This is a genomic window from Prochlorococcus sp. MIT 0916 (genome assembly GCF_047305155.1).
In the GTDB taxonomy this organism is placed as follows: domain Bacteria; phylum Cyanobacteriota; class Cyanobacteriia; order PCC-6307; family Cyanobiaceae; genus Prochlorococcus_B.
In genome coordinates this window covers 1708539-1723136 of sequence record NZ_CP138980.1, presented here as the reverse complement: position 1 = coordinate 1723136, position 14598 = coordinate 1708539, and the positions used below count along the sequence as shown (strand labels likewise).

The following is a 14598-nucleotide window of genomic DNA, read 5'->3' as shown; positions in this document are numbered from 1 at the left end:
TTTTAAGGTGTTAAGTCTTTCTTGTAGTGTTAACCCTCGCTGGAGTGTTTTAAAAAATTAACTATGTGGTTTTATCAAAACTTCTTTAAGGCGAACTCGAATCTTGTTTAATTGCTCTTGACTTCCAAGGAATATCAAAATCATTCCTGGAGAGATAGAAACCTTGTTTTTAGGATTACCCATTAATTGACCCGAGACTTTAGTTGCTAAAAGTAGTGCTTCACTACGCTTTGAGAAGTCAAAAACATTTTCATGTTGACTCCTAAAGATCTCAATTTTCACGATATCCTCAGTGAGTTTAAATTCTTCTATTTCGCAATCTGAGCCTGCAAGTAAATCTATAAAGTCTACAGCTATAGGCCTTAATGCAGAGGCGGCCATGGTTCTACCTGCCGCAACATATGGACTAACTACCGCATCAGCTCCTGCTAGTTTTAATTTACTAGCAGCTTCCTCGTTCGCTGCCCTAGCGATCAGTCTGCAAGTATCATTTAGTGCTTTTGCACTAAGAACAACATATAAATTTGCTGCATCATTTGGGAGCGTAACCACTAAACTCCTACAATTTTTTACTCCTGCTAATAATAATGTTTCGTCCATTGTCGCATCTGCTAATAGTACGTTGAATCCTTTTTCCTCAGCTTCGGTTTTTCTAGTAGAATCGTTTTCAATTATTAGGGTTGATATTTTTTCAGACTTTAATTGGTCAGCAATTTCTTTACCCGTGCGGCCATATCCACATATAATTACATGATTTTTCATTCTTCTAATTAACCTCCTTAATCGGAGCTCTTCTAATTTTATGAAATATCCTAATTCAGACAATTGTATAAATCTTTGGAGTGTTAATTGAACTACAAATAATCCCCCCCCGATGATTAAAAAAGTTATAATCCGACCCGCTGAACTCAAAACTTCAACTTCACCAAAACCTATTGTTGTAATGGTTATCAGTACCATCCATAAACAATCTCCCCAATCCCAACCTTCTGTAAGTCGATAGCCTAATGCACCGAATAAAAATAAGAATATGAGTAATGATATTGGAGCTGCCCAAACTTTCAAATAGCCTTTTAATTTATTTGTTTTTATTAGATTCAATTTAAATCTTTAGCCTTAATTTTATAGTATAGTGATATTTCAATTAAATATTTATTCGTTTTTATTTCTATAGGTATAAATCTAGTCTAGTATATAATCTTCCATTTTTAATCATTACTCATTGTATGATTTAATTAATTCTGTTAGTAATCATCTCATATGCAATCTCTTACAGCTGAAGATAAAAAGGAATTATGCAAGGATGCTTTCCAAGACATATCTTCCATACTTGCAGGTTTACGCGATCAGGGTTTATCTGATTTGGAAATTTTTGAGTTTGGTAAGTCACTCATAGATCATTTTGATCCAATTAAAATGGAAATTTTAAAAAAAGAATCAGATTATCAAGATGCATTGTTCAGAGAAGCTAATGATCTTTGATTTATTCTTATTATTTCTTTCTATTAGTATTTTCTATACTTAGTTTGATCATATTTTTCTTTGTTATTCAAGAAAATTTAAATTTATTCTTTTATGTTATAAGCCATTACACTTGTCAGCATTATTTCTCATCTATATTTTGGTTGAGGTTTGTCTTTTGTATATAGTCAATTATTTCTTTGCTCTGCTCTACTGTCAATGATGATAGAGGTGATGAAGCAGGTATTTTCAAGAGCGTGCATGTTGCAATTATCTCAGGAGAATCAACGCTTAGAGCTTCGGCAAGTTCCTTTACTCTTAATCTAGCCACATTAAAAATCATTGTTTTTGATGATTGAATAAAGATCAACGTATTTATTTTTTTATTTTATTGCTATATGTGGAGGTATTAGTTTCGAAATTGATAAAATGAGTGATGATACTGATTTGAAGTTGACCCTTCACAAAGTTGTCTCTTATGCTGTGCTTCGTATGGAAACTGCATCAGATACCAATATAAGAAGATGTATATTTCAAGAATATAAGGAATGGTTAGGATCTTCAATTGATGATTGGGTTTTGGCTTTACCTAAGGATTGGGGTAAGTCTGATGTTAATTTTTATTAGGTTTTGTTTATTTATAAGTTCATTTATAAAATTGTTAATCCTTAAAGAGTATTAATTAAAGTTTTTTTGAGCACATTCGTAACCTGATTCTCTAATATCTTTGTTTTCATCAATAATTGCTTTGAGTGCACAATCGCAATAGTTTATTATTTCGATTTTCGATATAGATTTAGTTGCTGGATTCCTTAAAGCACTTGTAACGCAATCATCGATTTGACTTTCAGGGTATGAATAAGCTATTCCAGAAGAAGTAAGAACTATAATAGATATAATTAAGAATGCCTTCATTTTAATTCTAATAATGAATTAACTATACAATTTCTTTTCATTAATGATTTATTTACGATTTGAATATTTATATTTTGTTGTTATTTTATTAATATTTAATTAATTAGGTCTTTGATAATCTAAGATAATAATCTAATTAATGTATTTGTTTTTCTTAAATGTCATTAGATCACTTAAGAAAATTTTTAAAAGAAATGCAGAATGATGACACTTTAAAAGATGAAGTTCTTTCTTCCTCAACAGCAGATGACGTTGCCCTTATTGCTTTACGCAAGGGATATGAATTCTCAGGCGATGAATTGCTTCGATTTTCAGGTAAAAAAGTTGGAAGAGTTACAGTACAGAAGAATGATGTACCAGGAGAATATACTTAAAAAGTCTATTTTCTTCTTCTTAGCTCATTAACTATTCTATCCCACTTTTTACCGGCATTAATATAATAATTTTTCTTTCGTCGATAAATTAAGTAATTAAACATACATATAGCTAAGATAAAAATAACAACTATTACAAAAATGAAATTCACTTTATCTAGATATTCGGACATGAATATTATATAGTTTTTTTTATTATGTGTCAGTTATAAATCGATCACGTATAACATAGCTTAGGCATTAGCATTAAGTGATCCTATTCAATTTAATAATGATATTTTCCCATTTCTTTTCTTTTTCAACTAAGATGGGTGTAATTCTTACTAATTTTATGGATATTACTTTAATAGCTATAGCAATTTTTATCTTGGTTGCAATAGTATTTCTTGGACTATATTTGTTTAAAAGTATTAATAAAAAATCTTTTTTAGCAGAAGACGGTTCTGTTTTTGATAACGAATCTGATCTAGATGTTTATCAGAAGCTTTATGAGGAGACAAAGCCTTTATTTAGTAGTGATTCTGAGAAAGGTTCTCCACAGTTAATATTAGGATTTGATAAATCTTTTATAACTAAATTGTCATCAGAAGGTTTCCCTGATTTAAAAACACTTGTCAAATATCGTAAGCAATTCAAGTCATTATCAGATTTAATTAATACTTAGCTTGATTTTGTTCTTTTAACGAATCGGTATACTATTATAAAAATAATTTTTTCAAGTCACAATGAGTAAAGCAGAATATACCGAGGAACAACTATCTGAAATGAGGGAAGATGCGTTTGTAAATATCAAAGAAGCGTGTATGAGACTTCAAGAAAGATCAAAGTGTAGTAATGAAGTCGTCATTAAAATGTTAAACGAAGTTTCTCACTTTTATCTTAATCAAGATTTGAAAGATAATATATAGAGGACTTACAATTTTCTAGTTTTTTTCGAATTTATATTCTTTTAATGGTTCAGGATTTATTAAACTAGTATTGCTATCTTTAAAGAGGTTCATATCTTCAACTGAACCATCAACTTGGATTAAATTATTTATTATTCCTGTAAAAGTAATGTCTCCCCCTGTTGTACTTGCTAAGATTGTAGTTGGATTAAATAACTTTAATAATTGAGGTAGTACAGTCTTACCTTTAATAAATTTTCCTGCGAGTGGTAATGAAAAATCTATTACTGGTGTTATTAATAAATCTATATTTCTAGATTTAATGTTTTTATCAAGAAAACCATGTGGCTCGATATAAATTGAATCTATGCCTGATTCTATAATGTATCCATTCTCAATATTTGGTACTGACGCGCCTGATGAAGCTTGAATATTTATATTGTTCTTTTTAAAGGTTTCACCAGGCTTTAGTGTGTTTATTTGGGTAAAACCAATTTTACTTACAACATTACTAGCTGCTTGCGAAGCAATTACTGGAATATTTTTATTTATTTTCTCTAGTGTTGGAGGATGGGCATGATCAGGTTGGCCTTGAGTTAGTAATAAAAAATCAATGCCTCTGGGAATCTCAACTTCTTTACTCAGTTCACCCTTTATTAGCCAATCTCCAGGAGGAAAAGTTAAATCGCCATTTAACCATGGGTCAATCAATATTCTTGTTTTATCCAATTCAATAAGCCAACCATTCGCTCCATAGTAAGTTGCTTTTATCGTCATGTTTTTTTTATTTTCAATATAACTGTATATTTTTTATATAGTGGATTATCCCAATGTTTGCCTTGTTTTACGATGTCAAAATATCACTGATATTATTAATAAAGTAATTATTAATAAAATTATTAAAAATGCAAACTTCTTAATATATGTTTGGAATTCATGCAACCAGTCATTTTCCATGATAATAATATTTTTTAATTAGTAATTTGCCTTATTATATTAGATGTTTGTAGTTTTTTGAACCTCTCGTTTATCAAAAGTTTTCTCTATTATTGAGTTTAATTTCTTAATATCATGACAATTCGAGATTGGGATGGAATAGCTCTAATTATTGGTGCTGGCGATATTGGTAAATGTATGTCTAATCATTTGACCACTGTATCACCAAATTTGGATGTTTTTGTGTGTGGCCGAAATCTAAAAAGTCAAAATTCGATATATTTAGACTTAGAGAATGATCATTCATTTATTTCTTTTGAAAATCAAATCTCACTATTTAAGAAGCCTCTTCGTCTAGTTATCAATACAAGTGGCTTTCTTCACTCAAATATTGTAAAACCTGAAAAAAGACTTTCACAAATAAATCGCTCCAATATCATAAAAAATCTTTCTATCAATGCTATTGGACCAATTCTGATTGCAAAAAGTATAGAAAAGTTTATTAGAGCAGACCTTCCATTCTCCTTTGCTAGTTTAAGTGCCAGAGTTGGTAGTATTGGTGATAATAGTCTTGGTGGCTGGTATTCGTATAGAGCTTCTAAAGCTGCTCAAAACCAATTATTAAAAACCCTTAGTATTGAATGGAGACGTAAGTTTCCTTTCTCAGTTGTATCTATTTTGCATCCAGGTACTTGTGATACAAGATTATCTAAACCTTTTCAATCAGCTGTCCCAAAAGGTAAACTTTTTACGCCTGCTCAATCAACAGAATATTTGGTTAATATTATCTCTGAGCAAAAACCCTCTGATTCTGGTAAGTTCGTTGCCTGGGATAAGAGTCTTATTCCTTGGTGATTATAAGGTACATTAATTACAATCTTATAATTTATACATTTTGATTTAAAATCTTTGTTTTACTTATTTTTTCGATGTAATATATTAAAAGTATTATATTAACGCCTTGAAAAAAAATATTGTCGCAATTGGTGGTGGTGGATTTGGTAGAAACAATTCGTCTTGTTTAATAGAAAAATATATACTTAATCTTTCAGAAAAATCTATTCCTAAAATTTGTTTTCTACCTACCGCAACTGGCGATAATGATTCCTATATTGTTCGTTTTTACTCAATTTTTAATTCCTTAAATTGTCAACCAAGTCATATTGAATTTTTCAAAAGAACTACTGATATAAAAACTCATATTATGGAACAAGATGTTGTATTTGTTGGCGGTGGAAATACAAAAAGCATGCTTGCGATTTGGAATGACTGGGGGATGAGTGATTTACTAAAAAATGCTTATAATGAAGGAGTAATCATGAGTGGTGTAAGTGCAGGAGCAATTTGTTGGTTTACTAGTGGTATTACAGACTCATGGGATAATGAATTAAGGATCTTACCTTGTTTAGATTTTGTAAGTGGGACTTGTTGTCCTCATTATGATGAGGAGCCTTCTCGTATTCCTTATGTAAAAAAATTAATACTTGACGAAAAAATCACTAATTGTATTTCTATCGAAGGTGGGTCAGCGATGCACTTTATTGATGGCAATCCATTTAAAAATGTATGTTTTAAAAATAATAAAAATACATATAATGTTTTTCTAGATAATAATGATGTAGTTGAGAAACCTTTCAAAAAAATACAATTATAGATTAATTTGTAACATTTACATTTGTTTATCTCTTGATAGAATCTATTAATATAATAAAAGATTATAATTATTTAATACTAACTAGAATGCCTTTATTCTTATTATCATTTTCAGAGATGGGTCTAAGTTTACCCATTGTAGTCATATTAGTTATCTTTGGTGGTTTCTTTCTTATTAGCTTTTTCATAACAAGTCCTAATATGGATACCAAAGGTTTATTAAGAGTTCTATATTCAAAACCCGTTAGGAAGGCTGATGGATCGGTTGAGTATCCTGAAAGCAGGAATAATTAGTATCTTACATAGCTGTATTTGTTATGGAATTTTTAGGCCTTTTTTTCATTGATAAACAAGGGATTTAAATTGACTATTGTTAGATTTTATTGTGCATTCAGGAACTATCTTTTGTGAAAGTTAGGAATTCCTATAGCCTCATAGCACTCTTGAAGAGTAACGTCGTATATGAACCTTAATCATGTTATAAAAATTGGAAAAAAGTTTGCTTACTAATTTCGAGAGAGTCAATAACGAAAATAACAATAGGACTTATCTTCCTTCTGGTTTAAATGGGAAAGCATTAGAAATTTCGCTGGATGATATCCCCTCTAGAAAGGAAGTTAGAGAAGCCATACCCAACCACTGTTTTACTCGTCAGACGAATAAATCTCTTTTTTATCTCTCTCGGACCGTTGTAATTCAGATCTTTGTTGTTTTGCTAGGTCTCTCCATTCCTCTTACTAAAGTGATGATTCCAGTTTGGATTTTATATGCAATAGTATCTGGTACCACTTCAATGGGGCTTTGGGTTTTAGCTCATGAATGTGGACATGGAGCATTTTCAGATAATCGTAGATTAGAAACGATTGTTGGATATTGTCTTCATTCTTTTTTACTAGTTCCATACTTTTCATGGCAAAGGTCACATGCAGTTCATCATGCTTTTACCAATCACATAACTGATGGAGAGACTCATGTTCCTGTTGTTATTTCGGGAGATGGTGAATCTGAAAAAAAGGGTGGTGAAGAGGAAATGGAATCATCATTATTCTTTGGGAAGATTCTTTATGGCATAAATCAACTATTCCTTCACTTAATTCTTGGATGGCCAGCTTATTTACTTCTTGGTAAAACAGGTGGACCTCGCTATGGCACTAGTAATCATTTCTGGCCAACAGCTCCCTTCTCAAAAAAACTTTGGCCATCTGTATGGGCAAAAAAGGTATGGATATCTGACTGGGGAATAGTTTCTATGTTGCTTTTGTTGACTTTTTGGTCTTTAAAATTTGGAATAAATTCAATGATTAGTCTCTATTTAGGGCCTCTAATCGTTGTTAACATTTGGTTAGTGATTTATACATGGCTACACCACACTGATACTGATGTTCCCCATCTCGGTTCCAGTCAATTTTCCTATATGAGAGGGGCATTCTTATCCATTGATAGACCCTATGGAAGAATATTAGATTTTCTTCATCACTCCATAGGTTCTACGCACGCAATTCATCATATTGAACCAACAGTACCTCACTATCATGCAAGATTAGCTACGAGAATATTAAAAATTAAATTTCCTAAGGTATATCTATACAATCCAACTCCAATTCATAAGTCTCTTTGGCACATAGCTACAAATTGTGTTGCAGTAAGGAAAGATTATGCTGTTGATAGATATGTTTGGAAACAACCCAAGCATTCTAAATTTTAATTATCAATCTAAACATTTTCATAAAATGATTAAATGACTTTCTCTAATTATTTTACTGATTTAAATTTATCGGATAAATAACTTATTTATTTACAATATTTTAGTTTAAAGATGTCAAAAAAAGATTTTGAAAGGTTTCTCTACAAAATTGATCAATTAAATCGATTGGTTGAAATAATTAATAAATCACCTGAAAAGTATGAATTAATTATTAATTGCAAGAGGCATGAAGAAGTCGTGGAGCTTGCGAAGCAATGGGGATATGAAATTGGAAAGAGATGGGGAGAATATTAGGTTTTCAATGCAAAGAAGTGAAGCTACTGGCCTCCTCCATTACAGCTCCATACTTTTGATGAGACACCCTCATATGCTGTTGTTCTTTCAATGCATTGATTTTGCATGGCTGCCCATGATGAAATCGGTTCCATGTCAGTTGATATTTTCTTAACTGATTGTGATATAGAAATTATTGAGATTGAGGTGAATACGAGAGACAGAGTACTTAAGCCTGCAAAAATCAAGAATTTGTTATTGTCAAAGAATTCCTTTAGCATATCTAGAAATGATTATTTTTTTAAATATTACTTAGGATATATAGAATTATCTGATTAAGTTATCCTTTGAAAATATTAGTGCATAAATCAATTTTATTTTCAATAAAATTAAATGTTCGTATTTACCTTCTTCTTTAATAACCAATTTATTTATTTTTTTCGAAAAAGTCTAAGATTTTTTTTAATCTATCTGTGTTTTCAAAATTAGGACTTGCTGTAAGGAAAATGACTAAAACTATCATTAGTACCCCAACACTAGATACACCTAATAAAAGTTGCTGGAATGGATCTAAGGATTCAAGCATTTTTATTTGTTTTAAATGTTTTAAACACTGTATTGATGATAATTGAACAAAAGGATTTATAACGCAATCAAAACCTTATGTTTTAGTTCTTTGATAATTATTTACTTCTCTTTAGTTTCTTTCGGCCATCTTGCCTTTAAATTGAGAGGGTTTTTGAGATTTATTTCTATAGGTTTTCCTTGAGCTAATGCTATCAAAGCTTTAAACGCCCAGCCACCAAAAATTAATAGTAAAGAGATTAAAAATATATAACCTAAATTCGTGAGCATAAATCTTATAAAAATTGACAATAATAAAATATTTTAAATGATAGTGTTTGCTTTTGTAAATACAAATAATGATTTTTTTTTCTTATATTTTAATGAATTCTTCTTGCATTTTATCTTTCAAGTTTAATGGTTTTTCTCTATTCACTCGGATTTTCTTAATCAAAAGATCCCTTCTCGTAAGTCGACGTCTGCTAGCTATAAATACTTAGTGCTTTATCCTTCTTTAGCTCTGATTGTGTTAATTCTATCATTTTATTATTATTTTTTTTAATTTTTATTGATTTTTATCCCATTAGGTATGAATATAAAAATATTATTATTAACCTTGATGATTAACAGTACCTATTTATATTCCTTCCTTACATTTATTTCTATCTGTTCTATTTTTTACTTATTTCTAAATTTTAGACCGGGAAAAAACGAGGAAAATAATAAAAAACTCTTAAAAAATTTATTAGAAGGTTTAGATATGGAATTACCTGAAGAATTAAAAGCTTTAGATAATTCTTCTACTGATGCTCAAAAATTGTCATAATTTAAATCAGATGTATCTTGATGACCAACTTTAATTTTGATGATACAGAAACATCGGGGATTTGGTGGTCAACTAATGTTTCTATTAGAGATTTATGTGTAGAGCTTAAGGATGATACAAGTTGTGACGACAGTGAAATAGTCGAACTGCTCAGATCTATTGCAAAATCAATTGAAGTGAGTGGTTTATAAGTATAATTTGCTGACTTATATCACAAGTTTATTGTTTGTCCCATTGTAGTTTCCATTGAGATGCTTTCCACTCTCTTGACCATGATTTGCGTGTCTTATTCTGCTTTTCAAGTTTTGCTTTTAGCCAATTTTCAAGTGTGGTAGGAACAATATCTAATTCGTTCTGAATCTTTTTAAGTTTATTCATATCAGCTCCATAACCTGATCTCTCAATCCAATCTGCCATCACACCTATGTCATATTCCAAAAGTTTTATTGCCAGTCTCGGAATCTTTACATAATTAGTTTGAAATCCTTCTTTAGAAACTATTTTTTGGAGCGTCATCGCCATTTCTAACCCCGTTAGCTCCTCTCCGGCAATATTGATAGATTGATTTTTATATTTCTGTGGTTTAGATAAAACACCTCTTACCCATTTACCTATATCGTCGACCGCGATTGTTTGCCACTTGCAATTCTTACCAACAATACCAGGGAAAATTTCTTTAGAAATACTGTAGCCTGGTAATTTATTCTCAAAGTTTTCAAAGTAACTAACTGGTCTTAAGACAGTTGTAATTTTCTTTAGATCTGATTTATCTATATATTCTTCAATATCCCATTTACTAGTAAAATGTCCTGGAGCAGGATCATTTTTTAATGGATCTTTTGCCTTACTAATTGAGCTAAATATAAAATGCTTTAAATTTCCTTTTTTATATGCGGTTTTAACTTGATTTATCAAGTTAAAACCTTGTTCCATTTCATAATTCCTTACAATACTGCCTCTAAATGGCTTCCACCCTTTTGTAGGGGTTGTGTTACCAAAAATCACGTCAACTCCTTCAAAAGCTTTATTAAGGCTTTCAGGATCCATTAAATCCCCTCTAACTAGCTCAACGTTATTTAGGCTTCCAAGCATTAATGCTTTTGCACTTTTTATATTTCTTGTAATGGCACGTATTTGATATTTGTTGGTTTTGCTTAATTCCTTAACTACTCCAGTGCCTTGTCGGCTTGTCGCCATAGTAACTGCTATGACTGCATTTCTATTTAAACCTGACTGGGCAATTGATTCTTCTTCAAACACGTTTAATTAACTATTGATAAGGAATGTAAATCATAAGTGAACTTATGTAAAGTTGTTGAATCCGTTGGTTGAGAGTGTTTTTGTGAAAGCTGAAAATCATTTTTAAATGACCTGTTATTTCCCTTTATTGTGTCTTGTCTTTCGTAAAGGAATGTTTTATTTGCTTTTATTGATTAAAAGTTTTGGCTATGTATTTATTAGTACTTAGTTTGATCATTATGGCAAATGAAGTTCTTGCAGAAATTGATCGACAAAACATTATCTTTGATGTTGTCGATGGCATTCCTCCATCAGGAGATGAATCTGATGAAATTAGATCCTTTCGTTCCCAAATAGAAGCTGACAATTTGTTGCTTGAATATACAGCCGAAGAGTTAGGTTTTAATAATGTCCTGTTTGAGTACCTTAGTCAGGGATAACGATTTATCAAATTAGAAATTTAATCAAGTCCTTGGAATAATTCTTTGTGTACTGCAAATGTATGGTATAAGCATGTCCCGTTTTCTGGCGATAATGGTATTCCGTCTTTATTCCATGCCATCGAACAAACTAGATCTCCATCCCATTTTACTTTATGCTCATTAATTTCCTTAGACCATTCTCTGACTTTACTAAAGTGCTCCGGCATATATTTGCCTACCTTTCTGCAAATCTCACATAGAACAGATAATATTGGCGGCTTCGATTCTAACCGCAGTTCTTTTGTAAGAGACGGTTGAGTAAATACACCAACATATCTAATGTGATCAATAATCTTTTGTTCTTTATTATTTAAATTGGCTTTTATACATGCTTCTTCAAATTCACCGACGGGTGTAATTGGACGTAAGTTACTAGCCACTTGACACTCTAAATTATCTTTTATTTTCTTATATTAACAAATTCTCGTTCTTTTTTTATTTTAATTTTGAATGTGATAGACCATTAAATTATATTTTCTACTTTTATCTTTTTTTTTTTTATAACATTCAACTGGTTTGATAAACAGCAGATTGCTCACCTATCTTTAATTTGAGATTCTCAGACTTTTCTTCATGATTCTCTTTGTAAACCCAGTCATAGCTTACTTAAGCTAGAGTTAAATGTTACAAATTAAAATATCAATGGTCATATTCCCTGATGACTGGTATTTATATTGGGTCTTACTAAAGAACATGCTTCCTTTAACATTCGCTGGACTACTAAGTACACCAGCTCCTACTGCACCAATCATAGGTATCGCTTTTATGGCTCTATTTGGAATTATGGCTGTCGTTGTTGGCCCTAATTACGATGGTTTTAACGATCCAAATACATCTAAATAATTAGAAATTAGATTATCTAGTTAAATTAAGTGGGTTTATATGTTATGCATATTTACCCATTTTTTTTCGTTTAAAACAATAACATCTAAAATAAATAATTAATTCCTAGTCTTTCTAAAAATTTTAGTGTACTTATAATAAAAAAATATGTATAGAATATTTACTGGCATTTAAACAATAGTTTCTTATGTGTGTATCAAAATGTCTTTTTTTCTTTTTTTGGTTCAAAACAAGTTACTAATTAATTAATTTATTCCTTTTTCTGCTATTTATAACTTGCTTTATTTAACTTTTATGGGACATTTATTATTTGCTGGTCTTACTAGTACTCCAGCCCCAACCGCAGTTCTAGTTGGTGTTGCGTCAATTGCATTATTTGCAATTGTGGGATTAATGGTAGGTCCTGACTATGATGGTATGAATGCTCCTGAGGTGAAAAAGTAGATTCAATAAATTTAGATATATTCAAAATTACTAAGGGAAGTAAATTAACATTTCTCTTAGTTTTTTTGTAGGCTTTTTAAATTAAAAATTAATTTGTCGTAGGATATTTTATCAACTGGATTAACTGCAATGAATTTATTTTTATTTAGAAAGTTTTGAACATTTCCATAAAATAAAGACCATGACTTATTAAATTTTTTATTGACTTCTCTTGTATTTCTAGCTCTTTCTATCTGATCTCTTTTCAGTCTTCTTTTAAAGCAGGTTTCTTTTTTTGCTTCACATACAATATTTATAGTATTGTTATAGTTCAAATTTAATCTATGAGCAAATATTCCTTCTAATATTATGAATTGATTATCTCCTTGATAGTTCATTCCTATTTTGGATTGGGAGGAATGTTTTCTTTTAAAGTCATATTTATAAATTGAAATTATTTTATCCTTATTAACTATAGATCTAAGTATATTGTGTATTTTATATTTCTTGATACTAATAGGCCTATCATAAATATCATATAGAAATATTGATAAAAATCGGATTAATAAATTATCTCTATAATATGAATCTGTTTTTATTAATATTGAATCATAAAATAGTTTAGATAATCTATTACTCAAATATGACTTACCAGAGCCAGATGGTCCTGTGATTACGATGGTTTTCATTATTTAATTTATTTCTTATGTTTATATAGTCTAATTTTAAATTTGAACTTTAATGAAGTAGGTTCAGACTGTTTTATTGTAATTAAGTTCTTCTGTAGTCCAGTTTCTATTATTAAATCTGTTTTCAATAAATCTTAGAACTCCTATTATTACAGGAATATGCATAAGTCCACCTAGTACTACTGTTATTTGGTTGTAGGGCATAATCTTTTCATTTAGTTGTTTTCAATATACGTTATTAATCAATTTGTTATGTTGATATGTAGCTTTTAGTCATATATTAATAATCAATTTAGGTATAAATTACATTATTTCAGATAATTCCTTTTCGAAAAACCAATTAATTTCACCACTCGTAAGTTTAACTACTAAGCCAAATTGATTTCCATCTACCATTTTATATCCAACTAGTTCTACTACGGGCTCTTTTCTTATTCTTTCTAGAATATTTGGTGGTAATCGATCTTTAACTTCATTTATTTCAACTCTTAATTTTTGTCCCTTTTGAAGAGTTGAAGAATCTTTTATCATAATTAGGTCTGTTATTAATTCATGTTCAAGGATAATTCAGTTATCCAATTATTGATAGTGATAATTGATTTTCAATTCCACTATATTTTATATATTCTTGAAATTCTGATGAGTTAAATGCCTTTTGAGCTGCAGCTTTAGATTCAAATTCTACTATTACTCCTAATTGACCACCATCCCATTCGTTTAAATCTGAATTTTGATTTACATCTTTAGCAATTATTGTTCCACCAACTGATCTAAGCCATGGAACCACAGTTTTTACGTATTCAATGAATTGTGCTGTACTCTCAATTTTGGCCTGCTTGAGCCAATAGCCTTTAGTTCCCATCTCTTTATCTTTTCTTTAGATTCTCTCACGGCTTGGTCGACTTATGGGGGGCAAAGGTAATTAATTAATGTTTTTAATTTATAAGTATATTTACTATTCTTCATTAATGAGGGCTTTGGAGTAAATTTGGTTTTTTATTCAAGTTAGATATATTTTATGATTAGATCTTATTATGGGTTGATAATATTTTATTTCACTAATTTATAGGATTTATTGTTTCGAGTTTTGCTTTTAACTGCATCGCAAGATGTTGCCTGCCGACTGCTAGTACTTTCAGGGTGTCTTCATGCATCCTTAATTGTGCATCTGCAACTTGCATCCCTTTAACGATTTCCCGTACTTCTTTTGGCAAGTTTTTAATATCATATTTTTTATCCTCGAATGTTAGAATTGCTTCCCTTTCATTTGAAGTGCTCTCTGACATTAATTTAATATATATTTGATAGATATTTTAGCATTGATTTTA

28 protein-coding genes are annotated in these 14598 nt (G+C 30.2%); 14 read left to right on the top strand and 14 right to left on the bottom strand.

What is annotated here, in order from left to right; genetic code table 11:
* Window positions 1-57: 57 nt before the first annotated feature.
* Window positions 58-1101, bottom strand: coding sequence for a potassium channel family protein (locus tag SIB53_RS09105; RefSeq protein ID WP_413677904.1), 1044 nt, complete (start codon window positions 1099-1101; stop codon window positions 58-60).
* Window positions 1102-1260: 159 nt separating this feature from the next.
* On the opposite strand from SIB53_RS09105, the gene SIB53_RS09100 reads away from it, so the two are divergent.
* Window positions 1261-1482, top strand: a complete 222-nt coding sequence (locus tag SIB53_RS09100; RefSeq protein WP_011293936.1) for a hypothetical protein — start codon at window positions 1261-1263, stop codon at window positions 1480-1482.
* A gap of 121 nt (window positions 1483-1603) precedes the next feature.
* On the opposite strand, the gene SIB53_RS09095 is transcribed toward SIB53_RS09100, so the two are convergent.
* The gene (locus SIB53_RS09095; RefSeq protein ID WP_413677903.1) at window positions 1604-1804 is read right to left on the bottom strand and encodes a translation initiation factor IF-2 N-terminal domain-containing protein; all 201 of its coding nucleotides are present in this window, start codon (window positions 1802-1804) and stop codon (window positions 1604-1606) included.
* Between the two features lie 86 nt (window positions 1805-1890).
* On the opposite strand from SIB53_RS09095, the gene SIB53_RS09090 reads away from it, so the two are divergent.
* Complete coding sequence (locus tag SIB53_RS09090) at window positions 1891-2088, top strand: hypothetical protein (RefSeq protein ID WP_413677902.1); 198 nt, start codon at window positions 1891-1893, stop codon at window positions 2086-2088.
* 51 nt (window positions 2089-2139) lie between these two features.
* On the opposite strand, the gene SIB53_RS09085 is transcribed toward SIB53_RS09090, so the two are convergent.
* The gene (locus SIB53_RS09085; RefSeq protein WP_413677901.1) at window positions 2140-2376 is read right to left on the bottom strand and encodes a hypothetical protein; all 237 of its coding nucleotides are present in this window, start codon (window positions 2374-2376) and stop codon (window positions 2140-2142) included.
* 158 nt (window positions 2377-2534) lie between these two features.
* Here SIB53_RS09085 and SIB53_RS09080 point away from each other — a divergent pair, with 158 nt between their 5' ends.
* Window positions 2535-2750, top strand: coding sequence for a Nif11-like leader peptide family natural product precursor (locus SIB53_RS09080; RefSeq protein ID WP_413677900.1), 216 nt, complete (start codon window positions 2535-2537; stop codon window positions 2748-2750).
* Window positions 2751-3057: 307 nt separating this feature from the next.
* Window positions 3058-3414, top strand: a complete 357-nt coding sequence (locus tag SIB53_RS09075) for a hypothetical protein (protein ID WP_413677899.1) — start codon at window positions 3058-3060, stop codon at window positions 3412-3414.
* 259 nt (window positions 3415-3673) lie between these two features.
* On the opposite strand, the gene SIB53_RS09070 is transcribed toward SIB53_RS09075, so the two are convergent.
* A complete protein-coding gene (locus tag SIB53_RS09070; RefSeq protein ID WP_413677898.1) occupies window positions 3674-4414 on the bottom strand; it encodes an MBL fold metallo-hydrolase in 741 nt (246 codons plus the stop codon).
* A gap of 294 nt (window positions 4415-4708) precedes the next feature.
* Between SIB53_RS09070 and SIB53_RS09065 the strand changes: the two genes are divergently transcribed.
* From SIB53_RS09065 to SIB53_RS09045, 5 genes are all read left to right on the top strand, one after another.
* On the top strand, window positions 4709-5428 hold the full coding sequence (locus tag SIB53_RS09065; protein WP_413677897.1) for a short-chain dehydrogenase: 720 nt from the start codon (window positions 4709-4711) through the stop codon (window positions 5426-5428).
* Between the two features lie 106 nt (window positions 5429-5534).
* Window positions 5535-6227 carry a Type 1 glutamine amidotransferase-like domain-containing protein gene (locus tag SIB53_RS09060; RefSeq protein ID WP_413677896.1) on the top strand — a complete coding sequence of 231 codons (693 nt, stop codon included), beginning with the start codon at window positions 5535-5537 and terminating at the stop codon, window positions 6225-6227.
* Between the two features lie 116 nt (window positions 6228-6343).
* Window positions 6344-6520, top strand: a complete 177-nt coding sequence (locus SIB53_RS09055) for a hypothetical protein (RefSeq protein WP_413677895.1) — start codon at window positions 6344-6346, stop codon at window positions 6518-6520.
* A 205-nt stretch (window positions 6521-6725) separates the two neighbouring features.
* Complete coding sequence (locus tag SIB53_RS09050) at window positions 6726-7931, top strand: fatty acid desaturase (protein ID WP_413677894.1); 1206 nt, start codon at window positions 6726-6728, stop codon at window positions 7929-7931.
* Between the two features lie 111 nt (window positions 7932-8042).
* Window positions 8043-8225, top strand: a complete 183-nt coding sequence (locus SIB53_RS09045) for a Nif11 family protein (protein WP_413677893.1) — start codon at window positions 8043-8045, stop codon at window positions 8223-8225.
* A 23-nt stretch (window positions 8226-8248) separates the two neighbouring features.
* On the opposite strand, the gene SIB53_RS09040 is transcribed toward SIB53_RS09045, so the two are convergent.
* The 3 genes from SIB53_RS09040 to SIB53_RS09030 form a co-directional block, all read right to left on the bottom strand.
* Entirely contained in the window at window positions 8249-8485 is a 237-nt protein-coding gene (locus SIB53_RS09040; protein ID WP_413677892.1) for a hypothetical protein, read from the bottom strand.
* 146 nt (window positions 8486-8631) lie between these two features.
* A complete protein-coding gene (locus tag SIB53_RS09035) occupies window positions 8632-8790 on the bottom strand; it encodes a hypothetical protein (protein WP_413677891.1) in 159 nt (52 codons plus the stop codon).
* A 101-nt stretch (window positions 8791-8891) separates the two neighbouring features.
* Complete coding sequence (locus tag SIB53_RS09030; RefSeq protein ID WP_413677890.1) at window positions 8892-9059, bottom strand: hypothetical protein; 168 nt, start codon at window positions 9057-9059, stop codon at window positions 8892-8894.
* 328 nt (window positions 9060-9387) lie between these two features.
* On the opposite strand from SIB53_RS09030, the gene SIB53_RS09025 reads away from it, so the two are divergent.
* Window positions 9388-9594: a hypothetical protein gene (locus SIB53_RS09025; RefSeq protein ID WP_413677889.1), complete on the top strand. Its 207-nt coding sequence runs from the start codon at window positions 9388-9390 to the stop codon at window positions 9592-9594.
* Between the two features lie 20 nt (window positions 9595-9614).
* Window positions 9615-9785, top strand: a complete 171-nt coding sequence (locus SIB53_RS09020; protein ID WP_413677888.1) for a hypothetical protein — start codon at window positions 9615-9617, stop codon at window positions 9783-9785.
* A 28-nt stretch (window positions 9786-9813) separates the two neighbouring features.
* On the opposite strand, the gene SIB53_RS09015 is transcribed toward SIB53_RS09020, so the two are convergent.
* Window positions 9814-10854, bottom strand: a complete 1041-nt coding sequence (locus tag SIB53_RS09015) for an NmrA/HSCARG family protein (protein WP_413677887.1) — start codon at window positions 10852-10854, stop codon at window positions 9814-9816.
* Window positions 10855-11072: 218 nt separating this feature from the next.
* On the opposite strand from SIB53_RS09015, the gene SIB53_RS09010 reads away from it, so the two are divergent.
* Window positions 11073-11273: a hypothetical protein gene (locus SIB53_RS09010; protein ID WP_413677886.1), complete on the top strand. Its 201-nt coding sequence runs from the start codon at window positions 11073-11075 to the stop codon at window positions 11271-11273.
* A 20-nt stretch (window positions 11274-11293) separates the two neighbouring features.
* On the opposite strand, the gene SIB53_RS09005 is transcribed toward SIB53_RS09010, so the two are convergent.
* Window positions 11294-11695: a hypothetical protein gene (locus SIB53_RS09005; protein WP_413677885.1), complete on the bottom strand. Its 402-nt coding sequence runs from the start codon at window positions 11693-11695 to the stop codon at window positions 11294-11296.
* Between the two features lie 241 nt (window positions 11696-11936).
* Between SIB53_RS09005 and SIB53_RS09000 the strand changes: the two genes are divergently transcribed.
* On the top strand, window positions 11937-12158 hold the full coding sequence (locus SIB53_RS09000; RefSeq protein ID WP_269605689.1) for a hypothetical protein: 222 nt from the start codon (window positions 11937-11939) through the stop codon (window positions 12156-12158).
* 294 nt (window positions 12159-12452) lie between these two features.
* Window positions 12453-12602, top strand: coding sequence for a hypothetical protein (locus tag SIB53_RS08995; RefSeq protein WP_413677884.1), 150 nt, complete (start codon window positions 12453-12455; stop codon window positions 12600-12602).
* A 56-nt stretch (window positions 12603-12658) separates the two neighbouring features.
* On the opposite strand, the gene SIB53_RS08990 is transcribed toward SIB53_RS08995, so the two are convergent.
* The 5 genes from SIB53_RS08990 to SIB53_RS08970 all read right to left on the bottom strand — a co-directional run bounded on the left by SIB53_RS08990 (window position 12659) and on the right by SIB53_RS08970 (window position 14556).
* Window positions 12659-13270 (bottom strand): uridine kinase, encoded by a 612-nt coding sequence (locus SIB53_RS08990; protein ID WP_413677883.1) that lies wholly within the window; start codon window positions 13268-13270, stop codon window positions 12659-12661.
* A 63-nt stretch (window positions 13271-13333) separates the two neighbouring features.
* On the bottom strand, window positions 13334-13474 hold the full coding sequence (locus SIB53_RS08985; RefSeq protein WP_413677882.1) for a hypothetical protein: 141 nt from the start codon (window positions 13472-13474) through the stop codon (window positions 13334-13336).
* A gap of 99 nt (window positions 13475-13573) precedes the next feature.
* Entirely contained in the window at window positions 13574-13801 is a 228-nt protein-coding gene (locus SIB53_RS08980; RefSeq protein ID WP_413677881.1) for a DUF2862 domain-containing protein, read from the bottom strand.
* A gap of 40 nt (window positions 13802-13841) precedes the next feature.
* The gene (locus SIB53_RS08975) at window positions 13842-14132 is read right to left on the bottom strand and encodes a DUF1330 domain-containing protein (RefSeq protein ID WP_269605681.1); all 291 of its coding nucleotides are present in this window, start codon (window positions 14130-14132) and stop codon (window positions 13842-13844) included.
* A 196-nt stretch (window positions 14133-14328) separates the two neighbouring features.
* A complete protein-coding gene (locus SIB53_RS08970; RefSeq protein WP_413677880.1) occupies window positions 14329-14556 on the bottom strand; it encodes a DUF6447 family protein in 228 nt (75 codons plus the stop codon).
* Window positions 14557-14598: the final 42 nt, after the last annotated feature.

Bases quoted from the DNA above. Each gene is read 5' to 3' on its own strand.
- SIB53_RS09100 (WP_011293936.1), top strand. From the start codon at position 1,261: ATGCAATCTCTTACAGCTGAAGATAAAAAGGAATTATGCAAGGATGCT.
- SIB53_RS09095 (WP_413677903.1), bottom strand. From the start codon at position 1,804: ATGATTTTTAATGTGGCTAGATTAAGAGTAAAGGAACTTGCCGAAGCT.
- SIB53_RS09090 (WP_413677902.1), top strand. From the start codon at position 1,891: ATGAGTGATGATACTGATTTGAAGTTGACCCTTCACAAAGTTGTCTCT.
- SIB53_RS09085 (WP_413677901.1), bottom strand. From the start codon at position 2,376: ATGAAGGCATTCTTAATTATATCTATTATAGTTCTTACTTCTTCTGGA.
- SIB53_RS09080 (WP_413677900.1), top strand. From the start codon at position 2,535: ATGTCATTAGATCACTTAAGAAAATTTTTAAAAGAAATGCAGAATGAT.
- SIB53_RS09075 (WP_413677899.1), top strand. From the start codon at position 3,058: ATGGGTGTAATTCTTACTAATTTTATGGATATTACTTTAATAGCTATA.
- SIB53_RS09070 (WP_413677898.1), bottom strand. From the start codon at position 4,414: ATGACGATAAAAGCAACTTACTATGGAGCGAATGGTTGGCTTATTGAA.
- SIB53_RS09065 (WP_413677897.1), top strand. From the start codon at position 4,709: ATGACAATTCGAGATTGGGATGGAATAGCTCTAATTATTGGTGCTGGC.
- SIB53_RS09055 (WP_413677895.1), top strand. From the start codon at position 6,344: ATGGGTCTAAGTTTACCCATTGTAGTCATATTAGTTATCTTTGGTGGT.
- SIB53_RS09045 (WP_413677893.1), top strand. From the start codon at position 8,043: ATGTCAAAAAAAGATTTTGAAAGGTTTCTCTACAAAATTGATCAATTA.
- SIB53_RS09040 (WP_413677892.1), bottom strand. From the start codon at position 8,485: ATGCTAAAGGAATTCTTTGACAATAACAAATTCTTGATTTTTGCAGGC.
- SIB53_RS09035 (WP_413677891.1), bottom strand. From the start codon at position 8,790: ATGCTTGAATCCTTAGATCCATTCCAGCAACTTTTATTAGGTGTATCT.
- SIB53_RS09030 (WP_413677890.1), bottom strand. From the start codon at position 9,059: ATGCTCACGAATTTAGGTTATATATTTTTAATCTCTTTACTATTAATT.
- SIB53_RS09025 (WP_413677889.1), top strand. From the start codon at position 9,388: ATGATTAACAGTACCTATTTATATTCCTTCCTTACATTTATTTCTATC.
- SIB53_RS09020 (WP_413677888.1), top strand. From the start codon at position 9,615: ATGACCAACTTTAATTTTGATGATACAGAAACATCGGGGATTTGGTGG.
- SIB53_RS09010 (WP_413677886.1), top strand. From the start codon at position 11,073: ATGGCAAATGAAGTTCTTGCAGAAATTGATCGACAAAACATTATCTTT.
- SIB53_RS09000 (WP_269605689.1), top strand. From the start codon at position 11,937: ATGTTACAAATTAAAATATCAATGGTCATATTCCCTGATGACTGGTAT.
- SIB53_RS08995 (WP_413677884.1), top strand. From the start codon at position 12,453: ATGGGACATTTATTATTTGCTGGTCTTACTAGTACTCCAGCCCCAACC.
- SIB53_RS08990 (WP_413677883.1), bottom strand. From the start codon at position 13,270: ATGAAAACCATCGTAATCACAGGACCATCTGGCTCTGGTAAGTCATAT.
- SIB53_RS08985 (WP_413677882.1), bottom strand. From the start codon at position 13,474: ATGCCCTACAACCAAATAACAGTAGTACTAGGTGGACTTATGCATATT.
- SIB53_RS08980 (WP_413677881.1), bottom strand. From the start codon at position 13,801: ATGATAAAAGATTCTTCAACTCTTCAAAAGGGACAAAAATTAAGAGTT.
- SIB53_RS08975 (WP_269605681.1), bottom strand. From the start codon at position 14,132: ATGGGAACTAAAGGCTATTGGCTCAAGCAGGCCAAAATTGAGAGTACA.
- SIB53_RS08970 (WP_413677880.1), bottom strand. From the start codon at position 14,556: ATGTCAGAGAGCACTTCAAATGAAAGGGAAGCAATTCTAACATTCGAG.